At 70.8% G+C, this 19,242-nt stretch carries 17 protein-coding genes and 2 pseudogenes; 7 read left to right on the top strand and 12 right to left on the bottom strand.

Going from position 1 to position 19,242, the window contains the following annotated elements:
* Positions 1–17: 17 nt before the first annotated feature.
* The 5 genes from ACIBBH_RS25685 to ACIBBH_RS25665 form a co-directional block, all read right to left on the bottom strand.
* Positions 18–1,352 (bottom strand): LLM class flavin-dependent oxidoreductase, encoded by a 1,335-nt coding sequence (locus tag ACIBBH_RS25685; RefSeq protein WP_399408362.1) that lies wholly within the window; start codon positions 1,350–1,352, stop codon positions 18–20.
* Positions 1,349–2,083 (bottom strand): ABC transporter ATP-binding protein, encoded by a 735-nt coding sequence (locus tag ACIBBH_RS25680; RefSeq protein WP_399408360.1) that lies wholly within the window; start codon positions 2,081–2,083, stop codon positions 1,349–1,351. Before ACIBBH_RS25680 ends, ACIBBH_RS25685 begins: the two co-directional genes overlap by 4 nt.
* Positions 2,059–2,910, bottom strand: a complete 852-nt coding sequence (locus tag ACIBBH_RS25675; RefSeq protein WP_399408358.1) for an ABC transporter permease — start codon at positions 2,908–2,910, stop codon at positions 2,059–2,061. The genes ACIBBH_RS25680 and ACIBBH_RS25675 overlap by 25 nt, the downstream gene beginning before the upstream one ends.
* Positions 2,907–3,974, bottom strand: coding sequence for an ABC transporter substrate-binding protein (locus ACIBBH_RS25670; RefSeq protein WP_399408356.1), 1,068 nt, complete (start codon positions 3,972–3,974; stop codon positions 2,907–2,909). The genes ACIBBH_RS25675 and ACIBBH_RS25670 overlap by 4 nt, the downstream gene beginning before the upstream one ends.
* A 214-nt stretch (positions 3,975–4,188) precedes the next feature.
* The gene (locus tag ACIBBH_RS25665) at positions 4,189–5,406 is read right to left on the bottom strand and encodes an ROK family protein (protein WP_399408354.1); all 1,218 of its coding nucleotides are present in this window, start codon (positions 5,404–5,406) and stop codon (positions 4,189–4,191) included.
* A gap of 419 nt (positions 5,407–5,825) precedes the next feature.
* Between ACIBBH_RS25665 and ACIBBH_RS25660 the strand changes: the two genes are divergently transcribed.
* Complete coding sequence (locus ACIBBH_RS25660) at positions 5,826–6,404, top strand: biotin transporter BioY (RefSeq protein ID WP_399408352.1); 579 nt, start codon at positions 5,826–5,828, stop codon at positions 6,402–6,404.
* Positions 6,405–6,471: 67 nt separating this feature from the next.
* Here the strand turns inward: ACIBBH_RS25660 and ACIBBH_RS25655 are convergent.
* Both ACIBBH_RS25655 and ACIBBH_RS25650 read right to left on the bottom strand, forming a co-directional pair.
* Positions 6,472–6,849: pseudogene (locus ACIBBH_RS25655) on the bottom strand (FAD-binding oxidoreductase); the annotation flags it as partial.
* A gap of 82 nt (positions 6,850–6,931) precedes the next feature.
* A complete protein-coding gene (locus tag ACIBBH_RS25650) occupies positions 6,932–7,645 on the bottom strand; it encodes an LPXTG cell wall anchor domain-containing protein (RefSeq protein WP_399408351.1) in 714 nt (237 codons plus the stop codon).
* A gap of 252 nt (positions 7,646–7,897) precedes the next feature.
* Between ACIBBH_RS25650 and ACIBBH_RS25645 the strand changes: the two genes are divergently transcribed.
* Positions 7,898–9,904: a protein kinase gene (locus ACIBBH_RS25645; protein ID WP_399408349.1), complete on the top strand. Its 2,007-nt coding sequence runs from the start codon at positions 7,898–7,900 to the stop codon at positions 9,902–9,904.
* Positions 9,905–9,984: 80 nt separating this feature from the next.
* Here ACIBBH_RS25645 and ACIBBH_RS25640 read toward each other — a convergent pair whose 3' ends face one another.
* Positions 9,985–11,409: an amino acid permease gene (locus ACIBBH_RS25640; RefSeq protein WP_399408348.1), complete on the bottom strand. Its 1,425-nt coding sequence runs from the start codon at positions 11,407–11,409 to the stop codon at positions 9,985–9,987.
* A gap of 224 nt (positions 11,410–11,633) precedes the next feature.
* On the opposite strand from ACIBBH_RS25640, the gene ACIBBH_RS25635 reads away from it, so the two are divergent.
* Entirely contained in the window at positions 11,634–12,122 is a 489-nt protein-coding gene (locus ACIBBH_RS25635) for a ribose-5-phosphate isomerase (RefSeq protein ID WP_399408346.1), read from the top strand.
* A gap of 160 nt (positions 12,123–12,282) precedes the next feature.
* On the top strand, positions 12,283–13,092 hold the full coding sequence (locus ACIBBH_RS25630) for an Fpg/Nei family DNA glycosylase (RefSeq protein ID WP_399408345.1): 810 nt from the start codon (positions 12,283–12,285) through the stop codon (positions 13,090–13,092).
* 3 nt (positions 13,093–13,095) lie between these two features.
* On the opposite strand, the gene ACIBBH_RS25625 is transcribed toward ACIBBH_RS25630, so the two are convergent.
* The gene (locus ACIBBH_RS25625; protein ID WP_399408343.1) at positions 13,096–14,352 is read right to left on the bottom strand and encodes a GNAT family N-acetyltransferase; all 1,257 of its coding nucleotides are present in this window, start codon (positions 14,350–14,352) and stop codon (positions 13,096–13,098) included.
* A 162-nt stretch (positions 14,353–14,514) separates the two neighbouring features.
* Between ACIBBH_RS25625 and ACIBBH_RS25620 the strand changes: the two genes are divergently transcribed.
* Positions 14,515–15,693: a PP2C family protein-serine/threonine phosphatase gene (locus ACIBBH_RS25620; RefSeq protein WP_399408342.1), complete on the top strand. Its 1,179-nt coding sequence runs from the start codon at positions 14,515–14,517 to the stop codon at positions 15,691–15,693.
* 65 nt (positions 15,694–15,758) lie between these two features.
* Entirely contained in the window at positions 15,759–16,232 is a 474-nt protein-coding gene (locus ACIBBH_RS25615; protein WP_399408340.1) for an HD domain-containing protein, read from the top strand.
* A 6-nt stretch (positions 16,233–16,238) separates the two neighbouring features.
* Here the strand turns inward: ACIBBH_RS25615 and ACIBBH_RS25610 are convergent, their stop codons facing one another.
* A complete protein-coding gene (locus ACIBBH_RS25610; protein WP_399408338.1) occupies positions 16,239–17,366 on the bottom strand; it encodes an acyltransferase family protein in 1,128 nt (375 codons plus the stop codon).
* Positions 17,367–17,881: 515 nt separating this feature from the next.
* Between ACIBBH_RS25610 and ACIBBH_RS25605 the strand changes: the two genes are divergently transcribed.
* Entirely contained in the window at positions 17,882–18,076 is a 195-nt protein-coding gene (locus tag ACIBBH_RS25605; RefSeq protein WP_133921152.1) for a hypothetical protein, read from the top strand.
* Between the two features lie 505 nt (positions 18,077–18,581).
* Here the strand turns inward: ACIBBH_RS25605 and ACIBBH_RS25600 are convergent.
* The gene (locus ACIBBH_RS25600; protein WP_399408336.1) at positions 18,582–19,118 is read right to left on the bottom strand and encodes a hypothetical protein; all 537 of its coding nucleotides are present in this window, start codon (positions 19,116–19,118) and stop codon (positions 18,582–18,584) included.
* Positions 19,119–19,157: 39 nt separating this feature from the next.
* Positions 19,158–19,242 (bottom strand): annotated as a pseudogene (locus ACIBBH_RS25595) (IS5/IS1182 family transposase); the annotation flags it as partial.

Genomic DNA, 19,242 nt, shown 5'->3' with positions numbered 1-19,242 from the left:
GAGGGCCCGGGGCCCTTTCAGACGAGGGCGGGGGTGAGGTATTGGTTGGCGGGGCGGGGGAGGCCGTACCTCTCCCGCAGGGTCTGGCGGGGGCCGTACTCGGTGCGCAGCAGGCCTCTGGCGCGCAGGATCGGTACGACGTGCTCGACGAACGCCTCCAGGCCGGAGGGCAGGACGGCGGGCATGATGTTGAAGCCGTCGGCGGCGCCCCGCGTGAACCACCGCTCGATCTGGTCGGCGACCTGCTCGGGCGTCCCGGCGAAGGTGAGGTGCCCGCGCCCGCCGCCGAGCCGGCCGATCAGCTGCCGCACGGTGAGCCGCTCGCGCCGGGCCAGCTCGACGACGAGCGTGTAGCGGCTCTTGGCGCCCTCGATGGCGGACTCGGGCGGCAGGTCGTCCGGCAGGTGCCGGTCCAGGTCGAGGGTGCCGGGCTCCAGGTGCAGCAGGTTCTCCAGCCGGGCGCGGCCGTGCTCGGGGACGATGTGGTCCTCCAGGACCTGCTCGCCCGCCCGCGCCTCGGCCTCCGTGGAGCCGAGCACGGGGACGATGCCGGGCAGCACCTTGATGTGCTCGGGATCCCTTCCTGCTTGCGCGGTACGGGACTTGAGGTCGGCGTAGAAGCCCTGGGCGTCCTCGATGGTCTGCTGGGCGGTGAACACCGCCTCCGCGTACCGGGCCGCGAAGCTCTTGCCGTCCTCGGAGGAGCCCGCCTGGACCAGGAGCGGGTAACCCTGCGGGGAGCGGGGCACGTTGAGGGCGCCCTCGACGCTGAAGTACGTCCCCTTGTGCCGGGCCGGGTGGATCTTGGCGTCGTCGCCCCAGACGCCGGCCGCCTTGTCGGCGACGATCGCGTCGTCCTCCCAGCTGTCCCAGAGCTTCAGGGCGACGTCGAGGAACTCGGCGGCCCGGGCGTAGCGCTCGGCGTGCGCGGGCTCTTCGGCGAGCCCGAAGTTCCGTGCGGCCTCGGCGCCCGCGGTGGTGACGATGTTCCAGCCCGCCCGGCCGCCGCTGATGATGTCCAGCGAGGCGAACTTGCGGGCGAGGTTGTAGGGGGAGTTGTAGGAGGTGGACGCGGTGGCGATCAGGCCGATGTGCTCGGTGGCCGTCGCCAGCGCGGTGAGCAGGGTGAGCGGTTCCAGGGCGCCGGCCGGGCGCTGGGCGAGGTTGCCCCACAGCTGCGGGCCGTCGGCGAGGAACAGGGAGTCGAAGGTGCCGCGTTCGGCGGTCCGGGCCAGGCCGACGTAGTGGCCCAGCTCCACGTGGGCGTACGGGTCGCTCTCCGGGAGCCGCCAGGACGCCTCGTGGTGGCCGGTGTTCATCAGGAACGCGTTCAGGTGGAGCCGGCGGGTCATGCGTGGTCCTCCGTGACGCCGAGGGCGGCGAGGAGGCGCTCTCGGTATTCGCCGAGTACCGGCTCCCGGTAGGAGCGCGGGTGGGGGCGGTCGATGGTCAGGTCGAGTCCGATGCGGCCCTGGTCGAGGACGAGCACCCGGTCGGCGAGCACGATCGCCTCGTCCACGTCGTGGGTGACGAGCAGTACCGAGGGGCGGTGGCGCTCCCACAATTGCCTGAGCAGGTGGTGCATCCGGATCCGGGTCAGCGCGTCGAGGGCACCGAACGGCTCGTCGGCCAGCAGGAGTTCGGGTTCGCGCACGAGGGAGCGGGCCAGGGCGGCGCGCTGGGCCTCGCCGCCGGACAGCTCGCCCGGCCAGGCCCGCTCGCGGCCCCCCAGGCCCACCTCCGCCAGGGCGGCCCGGCCGCGTTCGGCGGCGTCCTTGCCGTCCAGTCCCAGCAGGACGTTGTCCAGCACCCGGCGCCAGGGCAGCAGCCGCGAGTCCTGGAAGACGACGGAGACCCGTTCGGGCGCGATGAGCTGCCCGCTGCCCGCGACGCCGTGGTCGAGGCCCGCGACGGCCCGCAGCAGGGTGCTCTTGCCGGACCCGCTGTGCCCGAGCAGGGCGGTGAACTGTCCGGCGGGCAGATCGAGGTCGATGCCGTCGAGGACGGTGCGTGACTCGAACGACCGGGTCAGGTTCCGGAGTCGGACGGCCGGCCGGGTCAGCTGCTCAGTGTGCGTCGCCACGACAGCACCCTCCGTTCGATGAGACGGACCACGCTGTCGGAGACCAGGCCGAAGACGCCGTAGATCAGCAGGCCGACGAGGATGACGTCGGTCTGGCCGTAGTTCTGGGCCTGGAACATCATGTAGCCGAGGCCACTGGTGGCGTTGATCTGCTCCAGGACCACCAGGCCCAGCCAGGATCCGGTCACGCCCAGCCGGAGCCCCACGAAGAAGCCGGGCAGCGCGCCGGGGATGACGACCTGCCGGATGAACCGGAACCTCGACAGGCCCTGGACCTCGGCGAGTTCGACGAAGCGGCTGTCGATGCCGGACAGTGCGGCGTGTGTGTTGAGGTAGATCGGGATGTAGACGACGATCGCGATGATGGCGATCTTGAAGGTCTCGCCGATGCCCAGCCAGAGGATGAACAGCGGGATCAGACCGAGGGTCGGGATCGCCCGGTTGAGCTGCACGGTCCCGTCGATCAGCGCCTCGCCGGTCCGGCTGAGTCCCGACGCGAGCGCGAGGACGACTCCGGCGGTCAGGCCGATCGCGAAGCCGTACGCGGCCCGCTCGAGCGAGGTGAGGACGTCGGTGGGCAGCGTGCCGTCGGTCCACAGGTGGCCGGTGGTCTTCAGGACGGTCCAGGGAGCCGGGATGGCGCCGGTGTCCAGGGTTCCGGCGGCGGAGGCGATCGCCCAGAGGGCGACGAAGAGGGCGGGGCCGATCAGCCGGGCGGCGGGGAGCCGCCGGCCGGGGGAGAGGCGGCGGCGCCGGCGGACCCGGCGCTCCTCCTCCCCGGCGGCGACGACCGCTGTCGTGCTCACCGTGGTGGTCACGGCCGTCACCTCCGGTACTCCGCCGCTACGGACTTGGCCGCGATGCCCTCGAAGCGGTGGTCGAAGAGCGAGGACACGTCGAACTTCTTCACGAAGCCGCCCTCGGCGAGCAGGTCGGCGGTCTCCTGCTCCCACTTGATCGCCTCGTCCCAACGGGGTGGGAAGAGCGGCTTGTTGGCGAGCGCGCTGATCGACCTCGCCTGGGCGAGGGTCAGGTTCTGCGTCTTGACGTAGAACTCCTCGTTCCAGACGTCGGGGTGCTCGTACTGCCACACCTGGCCCTGCGCCCACTGCGGGATGTACGCGGCGATCGCGGCGGCCTTCGCGGGGTCGTTCAGCACGGACTGCGGCGCCCACAGCAGGTTGAGCAGGTCGACGACGTCGGTGGCGATGGTGTGAGCACCCTTGGACCCGTACTGCTTCAGGTAGGCCGGTGACTGGCTGTTGGCGAGCGGGGCCACGTCCACCTGGCCGGACTGCAGGGCGGTGAGGAACTGGTTGCTGGTCAGCGGGACCAGCTTCACGTCGTCGTACTTCAGCCCCGCCTTCTTCAACGCCCGCAGCAGCACGACGCCCTGGGCCTGTCCCTGCGAGAAGGCGAGCTTCTTGCCCCTGAAGTCCTCGACCGTGCGGATGTCACTGCCGGGCTTGGTGGCGAAGAGGTAGTTGGGCTTGCGGGTGATGTTGATCGCCACGATCTTGGCGTCGAAGCCCTGGTAGTGGGCCTGGATCGGCGGGATGCCCGCGTTGTTGGCGAGGTCCAGGGACTTGGCGCGGAAGGCGTTGATGACGTCCGGCCCGGCCCCGATGTTCACCCAGCTCGACACCGTGAAGGGCAGCTCGGGCAGCTTCGCCAGCTTGAACTCCAGCTGCTGCACGTCCTGGTAGGAGGCGATCTTCAGGCTGGTGCCGGACGGGACCTTGTCGGCGAGCGGGGCGGTCGAGGCGCCCTCGGTGTCGGCCGCGGCGCTGCTGCCCGCGCAGCCGCTCAGGCCGGCCACCGCGGCGGTGGCACCGAGCAGGGAGGTGAGAAAGAGACGCCGGTCAATACCGGAAAAGGGCGGAGCAGACATGGGAGAACTCCCTGAGTGCAGAAGTGAAAACGGCGGGAAAGCAGGCGGAATTCCACTCGACGGACCGGCGACGTAATGCCGGTAAGGGGGGATTCACGCAGGATGAGATACGCGCTCCGGGCGCGTCAACACGTCAGCAACAAAGGGTGCGACAGGTCATGACCAGGATGTTCCTTTGCGTGAGCGACATCTGTCAACATTCAGAGTTTCTGAATTAAATAGTCTCAGGTGAGGCAGCCAGCGGATCCCGGTACAGCACGTCGAGGACCACCGAACCACCCGCCACGGCCAGCACGGAGTCCGGAAAACTCGTCGGGAAGACGTCCCCGGAACGGTCCGCCCCGACCGCCTCCCGCAACGCGGTCAGGCAGTCCTCGCGGTGAATGACACCCACCTCGGTCACCACCACTGTCTCCGGATTGAGCATGTCCAGCAGCAGCCGCGCCGCCCGCCCGATCATCCGCGCCCGCTCCACCAGCAGCCGCGCCGCCACCGCGTCCCCGGCGGCCGCCGCGCCGACCACGTGCATCGGGTTCGTCCCGTCGACGATCCCGGCCTCCCGGGCCCGCCGGCACAGCGTCCGCTCGCTCAGCTCGGCCTGAAGGCAGCCGGTGCGCCCGCAGTCGCAGGGCTCCGTGCCGCCCGGCACCGGCAGATGGGCGATCGCGCCCGCCTGTGAGCGCGGCCCGTAGTGCACCTCGTCATGGGTGGCGAAGGCCGCGTCGACCACGTTGCCGACGAACAGATGCAGCACGCTCCCGCTGCCCCGCGCCCGCCCGAACAGCCGCTCCCCGTTGACCAACGCCCGCGCGTGCCCGTCGACATGGACGGGCAGCTCCGTGTGCGCGCCGAGCACCTCCCGCACCGCCACGTCCCGCCAGCCCAGCAGCGCGTGCTCGACGATGGTCCCCGAGTCCCGGTCCACCCAGCCCCCGGCCGCCGTCCCGATCCCGAGCGGCCGGGTGCCCGGGGCCCCGGCGAGCAGCGTGGCGAGACCGTCGGCGGCCCGCGCCAGCACCCAGCCCGGTTCGGTGCGTTCGTGCTTCACCTCGCGCCGGGCCAGCACCCGCCCGCGCAGATCCAGGAGCGCGACGGTGGTGTACGGCACGGCGACGTGCACCCCGCCGACCACGAACCGCGAGTCGTCCAGGTCGACGGGCACGTGGGGCCGTCCCACCCCGTTCGACCGCCGGGGCGCGGCGGCCTCCCGGATGATCCCGAGTTCGGCGAAACGGGCGCAGTAGTCGGTCACCGACGCCGGGGACAGCCCGGTCAGCCGGGCGATGGTGCTGCGGGCGACCGGCCCGTGCTCCAGCACGGACCGCAGCACGACGCTGGCGCTGGTCCGCCGCCGGTCGCTGTCGGCGGCGCGGGGTATGCGGGGTATGCGGGGCAGGGGGGAGACAAGGGTGGGTGCCGCGGTACGGGGCATGGGAAAACCGTCCTCGGGAACGGGCCGACACGACTCGTGGGTTGAGGCGTGCCGAAACCGGTCCGCCCGCCTCAGACCGGGCGGCGACAGGTGGCCGTGCCCTGGCGTCGCAGGTCGACATAGCGACGCGACGTGAAGTACCGGGCTTGGGCAACCATGGCTCGAAGGGTAGGGCAGGAAGGGTGAATCCGACCAGACCACTAGGGTTCATTTGGTGAGATCCCACAGTCCGCCTACGGCCCGTGTGCACCCCTGCCTCAGTGATCGGTATCACGCCGCACCCGCTACCACCTCCCCTCTTTGTCAGGAGCCCACCAAGAGCTCGTTCCCCCCTTTGTCGAGCGCCGACGGTGATCGTCTCGACGCCGCCGGTATAGCGTCACGGTGTTCCCACCTGCCACATCTCTCGCGGAGACCCCATGAGCACCGCCACCGCCACAGCCCGCCCCGGTGAAGTCCTCGCCGACCTCCTGCCCGCGTCGCGCGTCCGCGACGCCGCGCTCGTGCTGGGCGGCGCCGCGCTCACCGGTCTCGCGGCCCAGCTCTCCGTCCCGGTGCCCGGCTCCCCCGTCCCGGTGACCGGCCAGACCTTCGCCGCCCTGCTGGTCGGCACCGCGCTCGGCGCGCGCCGCGGCTTCCTCTCCCTCGCCCTGTACGCGCTCGCGGGCGTCGCCGGGGTGCCGTGGTTCGCGAACGGCACCTCCGGCTCCGGCGCCGTGTCCTTCGGTTACATCCTCGGCATGCTGCTCGCCTCCGCCGTCGTCGGCGCGCTGGCCCGCCGCGGCGCCGACCGCGGTGTGTGGCGCATGGCGGGCACGATGATCCTGGGCGAGGCCGTCATCTACGCCGTCGGCGTGCCCTACCTGGCCTACGCGGCCGGCCTCTCGGCGTCCCGGGCGATCGCGCTCGGCCTCACCCCGTTCCTGATCGGCGACGCCCTGAAGGCGGCCCTGGCGATGGGCCTGCTGCCCGCCGCCTGGAAGCTCGTCAAGCGGTGATCTCGTAGTTCCCGCGGAAGAGGTTCGCCGGGTCGTACTGCGCCTTCAGCCCGGCGAGCCTCTTCTCCAGCCCGTACGGCCCGGCCGCCGCGACCACCTGCCCCCACCGCACGCCCGCCTGGACGCGGACGGTGCGGGCGTCGGGATCGTCGGTCACCCGGTCCATGCGCCGGGTCGTGACGAGCACCCCGCCCTCCGACGCGCCGGGCAGCCCGTGCCCGGTGGCCCGGACACCGACCGGCAGGCCCTCGGCCGCGGCGTACCGCACGGCGGCGATCACGTCGTCGGCCGAGCGGGCGGCCACGATCGCGGCGGGCCGCTGGACGGACCCGGTCTGGAAACCGGACAGTTCCTCGTCGTAGCCGGGGTCGGCGGGGCGGAGGACGGGCAGATCCGCGGTGTTCTCGGTGATCTCGTTGCTGTCGGTGTGGTCCAGGAAGGTCATGACACACAGGATGGCCGCATTACCTGACAGCTTCCGTCAAGTGACGCGTCAAGTAATGCGGCCGTCCTGTCCCCGGCCCGGTTCAGCCCTCCTGTCGCCGCCGCGCCCACCACAGTCCGGCGCAGCCGGCCGCGATCAGCGCGGCACCGGCGGCGCCGAGCGGAGTCACGTCACGGTCCGCACCGGTCTTGGGCAGTTGGTCGCCGGCCGGGCCCACCGGCTTGTTGTCGGTGCCGAGCAGCAGCGGGGTGGCCGGGGCGTTCGGGGACGGGTTGGTCGTCCCGAACGGCACCGGTCCCTGCTGCCAGAAGGTCTTCTTCCCGTCGGTGGTCTGCACGGGCAGGCAGATTTTGCCGGCCTTGCTCAGGTCGTAGGTGGCGTCGACCGCGTACGACTTCGACCTGCCGGCGGCGAGCGAGCCGACCGGGCAGCTGAAACCGCTGTTCGAACCTTCCGGCAGGTCCTTTTCCGCGATCGCCGAGCAGCCCTGGACATTGATGACCTTCAGGCCGTCGAAACCGACCACCAAAAGCCTGATGCCGCCGCTGTCCTTGCTTCCGTCGTTCTTCACCGTGGCGGTAATCGCCGTCTTTTGCGAGCTGTTGTCGACCGTGATCCGCGACGGCAGCGTGGTGCTCAGCTCCACACCCGCCGGCGCCTCGTCAACGGCCTTTCCCCCCTTGCTGCTTGCCGGTCCCTGGTCGTCCGCGACGGCCGTGCACGGCAGGATCATCACCGCCGAGAAAGATGCCGTGAGCAGCGATCCCGTGATGGCCGCCATCCGACGAGAACTCATGTTCGTCCCCCTTGCAACCCCCTGGACTGCGCCTGAATTCGCAGTACTTGAAGAGGTACCACAAGATTTCTCCGCACTATGCTGGTACGGCGCGAAGTGTGACCATTGTGTTTCGGCTGGGGCGGTCGTTGAGGGGGGTGCGGCGGATTGCCGGGGAATATGGGAAGTACGGGAAATGCAGGGCGCGGTGGGGCTCCTGGGTTGATGGTGGCGGGGCGTTATCGACTGGTCGAAAGTATCGGCCAGGGGGGAATGGGGCGGGTGTGGCGGGCCGCCGACGAAATACTCGACCGGCAGGTCGCGGTCAAGGAAATGCGGATCGACGGGCTCGACGCGGAGGACACGGGTACGCGGCGCGAACGCACACTTCGGGAGGCGCGGGCCACGGCCCGGATCGACCATCCCAACGTCGTACGCGTCTACGACGTCGTCGACGAGGGCGAACGCCTGTGGATCGTCATGGAACTGGTCGCCGGACGCTCGCTGGAACAGATCACGGGGGCGGAGGGTCCGCTCGGCCCGCGCGAGACGGCACGGATCGGGCTGGGGCTGGTGGCGGCGCTGCGCCAGGTGCACGCGGGAGGTGTACTGCACCGGGACATCAAACCGGGCAACGTGCTGGTCGAGAACGGTGGCAGCCGAGTCGTCCTGACGGACTTCGGCATCGCCGCCATCCAGGACGCCAAGGCGCTCACCATGGTGGGCATGCTCGTCGGCTCCCCCGACTACATGGCGCCCGAGCGCATCTCCGGCCGCCACCAGGGGCCGCCGTCCGACGTCTGGTCCCTGGGCGCGACCCTGTGCGCGGCCCTGGCCGGCCGCTCCCCCTTCCACCGCGACACCACCCTCGCCACCCTCCACGCCGTCCTCTACGAGGAGCCCGGACTGCCGCCCGCCGCAGGCCCGTTACGGGACCTCCTGGCCGCCCTCCTGGAAAAGGAACCGTCGACCAGGCCGGACCTGACGGAGGTGGAGACAGCCCTGCGCCCGGTGGCGTATCCGGCACCTACGCCGGCACTTCGGGTGCCGGAGGGCGTGCCGGAGAGCGGTGAGACAGGGGACGGGGGAGCGGGCCCGGCCGCGGATGGCGGGGGAGGAGCGGTCGGGGACGGCGCGGGTGACTCTTCGGCGGCCGGGGCCGAAGCGGAGTCCGGGGCCAGGAGGCTGGAGCCCGAGCCGGGGGCGGAGGCGCCGGGAGGAGAGTTGGCGGGCGGGTCCGAGGCGTCGGCGAATCCGGTGCCGGGTCCGGAAACTCCGGGAGAGACCCCTGTCTTCGCCCGGCCCCCGAGGGAGCGGCCCACACCGGCGTTCGCGGAGGCGTTTCGGGTGCGGGCGACCCGGGATCCCCGGGTGGCAGACCCGGAGCGGGAACTCGCCTCCGGGCCCGAGACCGCCCGCAGCGACGTACCGTCGGCCGTCACCCCCGTCGGCGAGGTGGACCAAGGGCGAAAGGGCGCAGCGGTGGAGCTGCGCCCGGCGGGGCGGGGGCCCGGCGCCCCGGCCCGGCCCGGTGTCTCCCTCGTCCGCGCCGAGGCCGTCACCCGGCGCCGGCCGAACCCGGGCCCACCGGACCCGCGCCGCAACCACCCCGCCGGCCCGCCCCCCGGCGAACCGTCCGCCCCGGCCCCCGGCCACCGCCGTACCGCGGTGCTCGCCGCCCTCGGCGTGGTCGCCGTCGCCGCGGTGGCGGCGGTTCTGCTCGCCACGTCGGTCGGCGGGCCGGGCGGCGGCGGCACACAGGCCGGGTCCGCGCCCGCCGGCACCTCCGCCTCCGCACCGCCCACGCCCCGTACGAGCCCGTCGCCCACCGTCGAGGGCACCGCCAGACCGCGGAGCCTCCCGCCGGGCGCGCACCGGGAGGCCGGCGGGTTCGCCTGGCGGACGCCGGACGGCTGGCGGCGGGACGTGAAGACCGGCGCCGAGGTGCACTACACCTCCCCCGACGGCCGCCAGGAACTGGTCGCCAAGTCCTCCCTGGCCCACGGCGACCTGATGGACACCTGGCGCGCCTCGGAGCGGGACGCACGCCGGGGCCGGGACTACGCCGAGATCCGCCTGGAGGAGACGGCCTTCCGCGGCTACCCGGCGGTGGTCTGGGAGTACACCTTCACGCTCAAGGGGGTCGCCTGGCACGCCCTGCTGCTCGGCTTCGACGCGAACGGGAAGTCGTACCAGGTCAACACCTGGTTCCAGCTGGAGATCGGGCCCCAGGCACTGAAGACGTACGGCAAGGTCAAGGACAGCTTCACGGCGTTGTGAACGCGGACGTACGAGGGGAGGGAAGCCCGCGGGCCTCCCTCCCCTTCAGAACGTGCCCGCGTGCCCGCGTGCCGGGTGCCTCAGACGGACACCTTGTCGGTCTCCGTCTCCACGGCGGCCACAGGCCGCCGATCCGCGGCCACCTTCTCCTTCACCACGGCGACCACGACCACGACCGCCGCGACCAGCAGCGACAGCAGTACGGTCGTCCGGCCGCTGTTCGGGCCCGCCGTGTCGGTCAGCATGTAGCCGAGGACGAACACGATCAGCCCCGCCGTGGCCCAGGTCAGGTACGGGTACAGCCACATCTTCACGACCAGCTTCTCCGGCGCCTCGGCCTGGATGATCTTCCGCATGCGCAGCTGCGAGAAGCAGATGACCAGCCAGACGAACAGGGCGACCGCTCCACTGGAGTTGACCAGGAAGTTGAAGATCGTGTCCGGGAACTTGTAGTTGAAGAAGACGGCGACGAAGCCGAACACGACGGAGGCGACGATCGCCGCCACCGGCACACCGCGCGAGGTCGTCCGGGCGAACGCCTTCGGCGCGTCACCGCGCTCGCCGAGCGAGAAGGCCATGCGGGAGGCGGTGTAGAGGCCGGAGTTGAGACAGGACAGCACCGAGGTCAGCACGATGACGTTCATGATCTGACCGGCGTGCGCGATGCCGAGGGAGTCGAGGGCGGCGACGTACGAGCCCTGCTTCTTGATGGAGGGGTCGTTCCACGGCAGCAGGGAGACGACCACGAGGATCGAGCCGAGGTAGAAGACGCCGATCCGCCAGATGATGCTGTTGGTGGACTTGGTGACCGCCTTCTGCGGGTCCTCCGACTCACCGGCCGCCAGTGTCGCGATCTCGCTGCCCATGAAGGAGAAGACGACGAGCAGTACGCCGGTGAGGATGGCGCCGGGCCCGTGGGGCAGGAAGCCGCCGTGGCCGGTGAGGTTGCCGAGGCCGGCCTTGTCGCTGTGCACGCCGGGCAGCACGCCGAAGACGGCGAGCCCGCCGACGACGATGAACGCGGCGATCGCCACGACCTTGATCCCGGCGAACCAGAACTCGAACTCGCCGTAGGAGCCGACGGAGACCAGGTTGGTGGCGGTGAGCACGATCATCACGATCAGGGCCCAGCCCCACTGGGGGACGGTGGGCATCCAGCCCTCGAGGATCTTTGCGCCGGCGGTGGCCTCGACGGCCAGCACCACCACCCAGAAGAACCAGTACAGCCAGCCGATGGAGAACCCGGCCCAGCGGCCGAGCGCGCGGTCGGCGTGCGCGGAGAAGGAGCCGGAGGTGGGATTGGCGGCGGACATCTCACCCAGCATCCGCATCACCAGCACCACGAGCGTGCCGACGAGGGCGTAGGAGAGGAGGATGCCGGGGCCTGCGGTGGCGATACCGGTGCTGGAGCCGACGAACAGTCCGGCACCGATCACACCGCCGATGGCGATCATCGACAGATGCCGGTTCTTGAGTCCTGCCTGAAGTCCGGAACCAGGGGTCATGGACGGATTTCCTTTGCGCCTTTGGAGCGGTTTCCCGTACACGGGGGGACGCCGTTGTGCGGCCTTGTACGAGCCGAACCAGTGAATCCGAGGCGGAGGAGTTGGGGAACCTTTGAATCCAGATTGTTACTTGAGGTTCTCCTGAGGTTCTATGGTGCTGCTCACGCCTTTCCCTCCCGGCACCCGAGGCTGCCGCCCCGAAACCGCCATGTCACACTCGACCCATGCGCGTGTATCTCGGCTCCGACCATGCGGGCTTCGAACTCAAGAACCACCTCGTCGAATGGCTCAAGGCGGCGGGTCACGACCCCGTCGACTGCGGCCCCCACATCTACGACGCCCAGGACGACTACCCGCCCTTCTGCCTGCGCGCCGCGGAGCGCACGGCTGCGGACCCCGACTCCCTCGGCATCGTGATCGGCGGCTCCGGCAACGGCGAGCAGATCGCCGCGAACAAGGTCAAGGGCGTCCGTGCGGCCCTCGCCTGGAGCGAGGAGACGGCCTCCCTCGGCCGCCAGCACAACAACGCCAACGTCGTGGCGGTGGGCGCGCGCATGCACACCCAGGAGGAGGCGACCAAGTTCGTCGAGACCTTCCTGGGCACCCCCTTCTCCGGCGACGAGCGCCACATCCGCCGCATCGACATGCTGTCGGCCTACGAGACGACAGGCGACCTGCCGCCCATCCCGGCCCACCACCCTCAGCAGGGCTGACCCGCCCCCGGCCCCGCTTCGGCCTGATCAGGGGGTAAAGCCCCGTCGGGGTGCGGGGGCGGAGTCACGTGAGGGGTGCAGGGGACGCAGTCCCCGCCGGGGTCCAGGGGCGGAGCTCCTGGCGGGGTCTGGGGCGGAGCCCCGGGGAAAGGGACGGACCATGCCAGAGGGGCACACGATTCACCGGCTGGCGCACGACTACGCCGCCCGCTTCTCCGCCACCACCCCCCGCGTCACCAGCCCCCAGGGCAAGTTCTCCGACGCCGCCGAACTGCTCACCGGCGCCGAGCTCACCCACACCGAAGCCCACGGCAAGCACCTCTTCCTCCGCTTCCGCGACGCCGACTGGGTCCACATCCACCTCGGCCTCTTCGGCAAGGTCACCTTCGGCGACGCCCCCGCACCCCCACCCACCGACACCGTCCGCCTCCGCCTCGCCAACGCCACCTCGTACGTCGACCTCCGCGGCCCGACCACCTGCGCCCTGATCACGGACGAGGAGAAGCAGGCCGTCCACGCCCGCCTCGGCCCCGACCCCCTCCGCACGGACGCCGACCCGAAAACCGCGTACCGGCGAATCTCCCGCAGCCGTACGACGATCGCCGCCCTCCTCATGGACCAGAAGGTCATCGCGGGCGTCGGCAACGTCTACCGCGCCGAGGTCCTCTTCCGGCACCGCATCGACCCGTACCGCGCGGGCAGGGACATCACCCCCGCCGAGTGGGACGCGATCTGGACCGACCTCGTCGAGCTCATGCACGAGGGCGTCCGCAACAACCGCATCGACACCGTCCGCCCCGAACACACCCCGGAGGCGATGGACCGCCCACCCCGCGTGGACGACCACGGCGGCGAGGTGTACGTGTACCGCAGGGCCACCCTGCCCTGCCACATCTGCGCCACCGAGATCCACACCGCCGGCCTCGCAGCCCGCAACCTCTTCTGGTGCCCGACCTGCCAGAAGAACTGAGCCCTAGAACCCGTGCGGCAGCCAGGGCGCCAGCGGCGAGCCGAAGGCCGGCGACGCCTCCGCCAGCGCGCCCGGCCGCAGCTCCCGTACCCGTCCGGCCGCCGCCAGCGTGGCCAGCGAGACGCCCCCGAGGTACGCCGCCCCCAACTCCCGTACCGACAGGCCCAGATCGGCCGCATCCTCGGTACGCCCGCACGACGCCCCCTTCGCGTCCCCGGTCAGCCGCCAGCGCCCGGAGTTCCAGGGGCAGAAGGTATCCTCGACCTCGAACACGACGTCCACCGGCGCCTGGTAGGTCCGCGCCCGAAGCGCCGCGCCCACGTCCACCAGCCGTACGTGCAGCGAGTCCCGCACCAGCAGCTCGCACCGCCGGACGTCCGACACCAGGTACTGCCACGCCTCGTCCACCGGCCGCCGTCGCACATCGATCGCCGAGGTCAGGTCGATGCCGAACAGGAACCGCCACACCGCGGCGTGCGCCGCCGGGTCCAGCGCCCCCATGTCCTCCAGGACCACGGTCCCCTTCGGCCCGGCCGGCTCCCAGTCCGGCTTCACCCGGAAGCGGGCGAACCCCGCGACCTCGCCCTCCCGTTCGGCGACCACGCACTGCAGCGGTGACGCGCCGCCCCGCTCGCTCTCCGGGTCGAGCAGCCCGAGCCGCTCCCACCCGGGCAGCCGCGCCACCATCCCCGGCCGCAGCGGCAGCTGCCGCGCGTACAGTGCCTCGCACGCGTCGAGGGCGTCGGCCGGAGCCGCGTACCGCAGCCGTACGTCGTCCGTGCCGGGCGGCACCGACAGCCGTACCCGGGTGGTGTCGATCCATGCGTTGACGTGGTACGTCGCCGCGCCGTACCCGAACCGCCCGTAGATGGCCGGTTCGGACGCCGTCAGCACCGCCAGCGGCCAGCCCCAGGACCGTACGTCGTCCAGCTGCCGCCGCATCATCGACGTGAGCACCCCGCGCCGCCGGTGCGTGGCGGCCACACTGACCATGGTGACGCCCGCGGCGGGCACGAGGGCGCCACCCGGCACGGTCACCCGGAACGCGAAGGCCCCGGCCGTGCCGACCAGCTCGTCACCGTCCCAGGCGCCGACGGAACGGTCCGTCTCGATGAGCGAGCGCCACAACTCACGCTCCTCGGCCGCCTCTGCGACCCCACCGAAGGCGCGGAGCAGGTGGTCGTACCAGGTGTCCAGTTCGTCCCGCCGCAGCACGCGCAGCTCGGTCGTGCGGCCGTCCGTCGCCAGGTCAGTCCCCATGGACCATGCGTACCAGGGCATTGCGGGACGAGCGAGCGAATTTCCGCCGGGTGGCAGCGCGACGGCGTTCTGTGAAGTTGACTGTGAAGTTCAACCTCGGACGGGGGACAAGTGGGACCTCCCGTGCCAAGCGGCTGGTCCGATGGATAGGGTCCCGGACTAATGGCAGCAGGACGAGAGCGGCGCGCGAAGGCCGAGACCTTCACGGCACGGTGGAAGATGCAGTGGCACCGGGCTCGCGTCGGCCTGCGCAGAAGCGCGGTGGACTACTTCCGCGGGGACGGCTCGGACTGGATCGCGCTGGCCGGGCTGCTGCTGACCATCCCGGTGCTCGCGGCGGTGACCCTCGCCAACTCGGTGTGGTGTTCGCCGGCCACGCTGGTGCTGCCGATCGTGGTGGGGGGTCTGCTGCTGCGCCCGGCGAGCCTGCTCGGGCTGTACGCGGCGGCGGCCACGGCGCTGATCGTGGAGTCGGTGCGGCTGGGGCCGTACACGGAGGGGCCGTCCCGGGTGACGCCGGGGGTGGTGCTGGTGGTCGCCGCGTGCGGGTTCTTCGGGCTGCTCACGGCGCAGTTCCGCAGCCGGGTGGGTGTGCCGTGGCGGCGCGGCGGGACGATGCTGTTCGACCTGCGTGAGCGGATCCGGGTGCAGAGCAAGCTGCCGAAGCTGCCGCAGGGGTGGCACCGGGAGATGGCGCTGCGGCCCGCGGGCGGGCAGTCCTTCTCGGGTGACTTCGTGGTCGCGGCCCGTACGAACGGCGGGCGGACGCTGGAGGTCGTGCTCACGGACGTGTCCGGCAAGGGCATGGACGCGGGGTCGCGTGCGCTGCTGCTGTCGGGGGCGTTCGGGGGGCTGCTGGGTTCGCTGCCGCCGCATGCCTTCCTTCCCGCGGCGAACGGTTATCTGCTGCGACAGGACTGGGACGAGGGCTTCGCGACCTCGATCCACCTCGTGCTCGACCTCGACTCCGGGGACTACGAGCTGTACTCGGCGGGCCATCCGCCGGGGCTGCAGCTCAGCGCCGGCAGCGGGCGGTGGGAGGAGAAGGCCGCCGAGGGTCCGCTGCTCGGTGTGTACGACGGCGCCCAGTTCGACCCGGTGAAGGGCTCACTCCGGCCGGGGGACGTGCTGATGCTGTTCACGGACGGTCTGGTGGAGACCTCCGACCGGGACATCGTCGAGGGCATCGACCGCCTCACCGGCGAGGCCGACCGCTACGTGGCCGGCGGCTTCCACGGAGCCGCCTGGCATCTGATCGAGGCCGTGGCGAAGGACGTCAACGACGACAGGGCGCTGCTGCTGATCTGCCGCGAGGGCCCGTCCGCCCAACTGGCCCGCTGACACGTGCAGAAAGGCGCTCGCGGTATTCCGGCCCGGGCCGCGCCGCGCCGGGAGACACTGGAGGAGTGACCGAGACGCGAACACCGCTCACCCTGGCCGAGGTCGAGGCACTCGCGTGTGCCGCCCACGCGGGGCAGACGGACAAGGCGGGGCGGCCGTACGCCGAGCACCTGCGGGCCGTCGCGGAGGGAGTGCGGGCCCGCGGCGGCGACCCGGCGCAGATCGCGGCGGGCTGGCTGCACGACGCGGTCGAGGACGACGCGCTCTCCGAGGAGTGGCTGGCGGGGGCCGCGCTGAGCCGTCGTACGAAGGACATCGTGCTGGCGGTCACCAAGCGGGCCGGGGAGGGGTCTGAGGCGTACGCGCGGCGCGTTCTCGACACGCCCGGCGCGCTGCTGGTGAAGGAGGCCGACCTCGCCCACAACGCGGACCCGGACCGGCTGGCCGTGCTGGACGAGGCCACCCGGAAACGGCTGACCGAGAAGTACGCGCGGATGCGCGCGCTTCTCGGTCTGGGGAATGACGAGGCCAGGCGCTGACGAAGGCTAGGCGCCGACCTTCTCGCGTTCGTGTTCCTTCTGCCGGCGCTCGCGGGCCAGTTCGGTGGCGTCCTGCCGGAACGCCCAGGTCATCTTGGGCTCCATGGCGAAGCGGAACACCCGCTGTACGGGGCCGGTGCACAGGAGCGTGACGGCGGCGGCCGCGAGGACGGTGACCAGGATCTCGCCGGGCGGGCGGTGCAGGACGGCGTGGTCGAACCAGCCCCGGTAGTCACCGAACTTGACGAGGAATCCGTGCAGCAGGTAGCCGTACAGCGTGCCCGCGCCCAGCGCGGTGAACCACATCTTCCGGCCCGGCACCCAGGCGAAGAAGCAGGCGGTCAGCAGCAGCGAGCAGCCGAACATCGCGACCACCATGACCGGGCCGCACCACCACGGCGCGCCCAGCTCCTGCGCCGAGTCCCGGTGGTAGAACCAGGCGGTGTTCATACGGGGCACCGCCCACCAGCCGAAGGCCAGCGCCGCCGCGAAGACCGGCACCGCGGCGATCCGCGCCCAGCGGCGGCGCACCAGCCGGAAGTGCTCGGGCTTCATGCACAGGCCGAGCACGAAGTAGGGCAGGAACTGCAGGACGCGCTGCAGGTCCAGGTCGTCGCCGATGTTCGGGGTGACGGAGGCCAGCATGGCGATGCCGAGCGAGAGCGGGAGCGGCCAGCGGACCAGCTTCCAGACGGGCGTGGTCAGCCGCCAGATGAACAGGGCGCACAGGAACCAGGTCAGGTACCAGGGATCGAGGAGGCTGATCTCCTGCTCGGGGGCGTGGTCGACGAACCGCTTGAAGAGCGGGTAGGCGGTCTCGAACACGATGTACGGCACGGCGACGCCGGTGATCAGGCGTTTCAGCCGGTCGGGGCGCATGTCGAAACTGCGCGAGAAGAAGCCGGAGACGATGATGAACGCCGGCATGTGGAAGGTGTACACGACCGTGTACAGGCCCTCGAGAATCCGGCTGTCGTCCTTCAGGGGCTCCCAGGCATGCCCCATGGCGACGAGCACGATCGCCAGGTACTTGGCGTTGTCGAAGAACGCGTCGCGCTGTTTGCCCGGTCTGTCCGCCTGCTTCGGCTGCTGCGTCGACTGCCGCGCACCGATGGGGGTACGCGGACTGGGCATTCCGTCCGCCGGCGACTGTGCCGGGGGGAGTGGCCTTCGGTGCTGGCCGGGGGACGAGGCGGCTTCGAACATCTCAGGCACCCTAGCGTCGGCTGCGGGATTTCGTAAAACCCCCTGCGTCTTTCCTGGTTATCGGGTTGCGACTACCCCCGATTCACCGAAGTTGACGTGCCTGTTCGCGTGATGGTGAGCACATCAATGGACCGCGTGGGGACGCCGCGCACCCATGATGTACCGATTCATCCCGACTAATTGGTGCATAAGGTCGTCTCTGTGCCAACAATTCGAATTACCTGCGCACGGAATGTGTGGACAGGGAAACGATGGCGTGCAATTCCTTGTGGATCCCCGGTGGATACCCGGTGGATCCTCGTGCGGATGCGTCCCCGAATTACTGTGCGGTCCACCGGACTTGGTCACGCCGCGGCCGACGTTGCGTCACGCGCCGCATAGGGCGGGCCGGTTGGTGGCACGATGGTTCCGGGAGAGCGGACCGACCGAGGGCGGGATCAGTTGTGGCCATTTCACTGTCTGTGGTGCTGCTGTTGGCGATCATCCTTGTGGTGCTGATCCGAGGGGGGAACATCAAGGCCGGGCCCGCCATCGTCGCGGTGCTCTTCGGCTTCTTCCTGGCCTCGACCGGGATGGCTCCGTCCATCAACCGGTTCCTGAACTCGATAGCGGAAACGATCAACTCCATCAGCTTCTGACCGGTCCCGGCCCACCTCCGACGAACGCCTGCACCGGCCGCCGTCGCCGGTCCGACCGCGTTGCTCACCCACGGTGACCGCCCGGCGACGCGCGCCCTGCCGGCCGACCGCCCCCGGTCCCGCGGACCGGCAGGGCCACGGGCACCCTCCCCGGCCGCGACGGCGGTGTGAAAACGCCTGGGGCCCGGTTCCGCGGAACCGGGCCCCAGGGCCGTACAGAGCGGGCAACGGGAATCGAACCCGTGTAGCTAGTTTGGAAGGCCAGTCGGCGAGCGTCGCGCATCGGTCGTCGGGGCCGACTCCTCCGCGTGGTTCCGACGCTTTGCTATCCGGCCTCGTCCTCATCAGGTCGATCACAGGGGACCGTCGACGTCGACCAACCGGGCCTGAGCCTCGGCCGATCGTCCACGGGGGTCCGGCGTCGACCGCTGCTGTTCGCGCTTGTTGGTGTCAGCCACTGGTGTCAGCCACCCCACGCTGTCGCGACAAGGCTGAGGTGACACGTTCAGCCTTCTTCCGCTCCTGGGCATCCCTCTTCCTCCGGCGCGGCCATGACGAGACCGGAGCTCACCGCACGCTCGTCGTCGATACCCAGCCGCTGGAGGTAGGCCCAGCGGTCGAGCTGAGTGCAGGCCCAGGCAGGGTCATAGGCCGCCGTGGGTAGCTGGGGTACGCGTTTACGGCCCGTGTCATCGAGTCGGTAAGGGATCTCGAACGCCGTATCCCAGAGGGTGAGATCTGCGGCGAAACGCGCCTCAGCTTCCGAAGCATCGACTCCCAGGTATCGGGCGATATCCGCCCAAGAGGTGCCCCGCTCGCGCTCATAGATCACAGCCGAGACCAACGCGCGTTCAGCGAGTTCAATGAGGCGGAGCCCTTGACTCACCCGGCCCCCGGGGCCTGTGTCTGGATCGTGGCGGGTGGCGACCAGACCACGCGCGCTGTCAGCGACGTCCACTGCGTGGTCGCAGAGCACCAAGCGTGCCAGCGCTTGACGGGAAAATCGGGCACGGTCGACGTCGTAGGGGGTCGTCTCGGTCATGCGCACAGCGTGGCAGGAGGCGTCCGCTTAGACGTCGTTTCAGTTGGTGAGCCTGCGGTAGCTGATGAGGGCTGCGGCGATGCCGACGAAGGCCAGGAAGTGCTCGGCCTTTCGCTCGTAACGG

Origin of the sequence: Streptomyces sp. NPDC051636, assembly GCF_044453765.1 — a bacterium.
In the GTDB taxonomy this organism is placed as follows: domain Bacteria; phylum Actinomycetota; class Actinomycetes; order Streptomycetales; family Streptomycetaceae; genus Streptomyces.
This window is presented reverse-complemented; position numbering and strand designations above follow the sequence as displayed.

What these genes read in the sequence shown, in the direction of transcription:
- ACIBBH_RS25685 (WP_399408362.1), bottom strand. Translation starts at nt 1,352, where the DNA reads ATGACCCGCCGGCTCCACCTGAACGCGTTCCTGATGAACACCGGCCAC.
- ACIBBH_RS25670 (WP_399408356.1), bottom strand. Translation starts at nt 3,974, where the DNA reads ATGTCTGCTCCGCCCTTTTCCGGTATTGACCGGCGTCTCTTTCTCACC.
- ACIBBH_RS25665 (WP_399408354.1), bottom strand. Translation starts at nt 5,406, where the DNA reads ATGCCCCGTACCGCGGCACCCACCCTTGTCTCCCCCCTGCCCCGCATA.
- ACIBBH_RS25660 (WP_399408352.1), top strand. Translation starts at nt 5,826, where the DNA reads ATGAGCACCGCCACCGCCACAGCCCGCCCCGGTGAAGTCCTCGCCGAC.
- ACIBBH_RS25650 (WP_399408351.1), bottom strand. Translation starts at nt 7,645, where the DNA reads ATGAGTTCTCGTCGGATGGCGGCCATCACGGGATCGCTGCTCACGGCA.
- ACIBBH_RS25645 (WP_399408349.1), top strand. Translation starts at nt 7,898, where the DNA reads ATGGGGCGGGTGTGGCGGGCCGCCGACGAAATACTCGACCGGCAGGTC.
- ACIBBH_RS25640 (WP_399408348.1), bottom strand. Translation starts at nt 11,409, where the DNA reads ATGACCCCTGGTTCCGGACTTCAGGCAGGACTCAAGAACCGGCATCTG.
- ACIBBH_RS25635 (WP_399408346.1), top strand. Translation starts at nt 11,634, where the DNA reads ATGCGCGTGTATCTCGGCTCCGACCATGCGGGCTTCGAACTCAAGAAC.
- ACIBBH_RS25630 (WP_399408345.1), top strand. Translation starts at nt 12,283, where the DNA reads ATGCCAGAGGGGCACACGATTCACCGGCTGGCGCACGACTACGCCGCC.
- ACIBBH_RS25625 (WP_399408343.1), bottom strand. Translation starts at nt 14,352, where the DNA reads ATGGGGACTGACCTGGCGACGGACGGCCGCACGACCGAGCTGCGCGTG.
- ACIBBH_RS25620 (WP_399408342.1), top strand. Translation starts at nt 14,515, where the DNA reads ATGGCAGCAGGACGAGAGCGGCGCGCGAAGGCCGAGACCTTCACGGCA.
- ACIBBH_RS25610 (WP_399408338.1), bottom strand. Translation starts at nt 17,366, where the DNA reads ATGCCCAGTCCGCGTACCCCCATCGGTGCGCGGCAGTCGACGCAGCAG.
- ACIBBH_RS25600 (WP_399408336.1), bottom strand. Translation starts at nt 19,118, where the DNA reads ATGACCGAGACGACCCCCTACGACGTCGACCGTGCCCGATTTTCCCGT.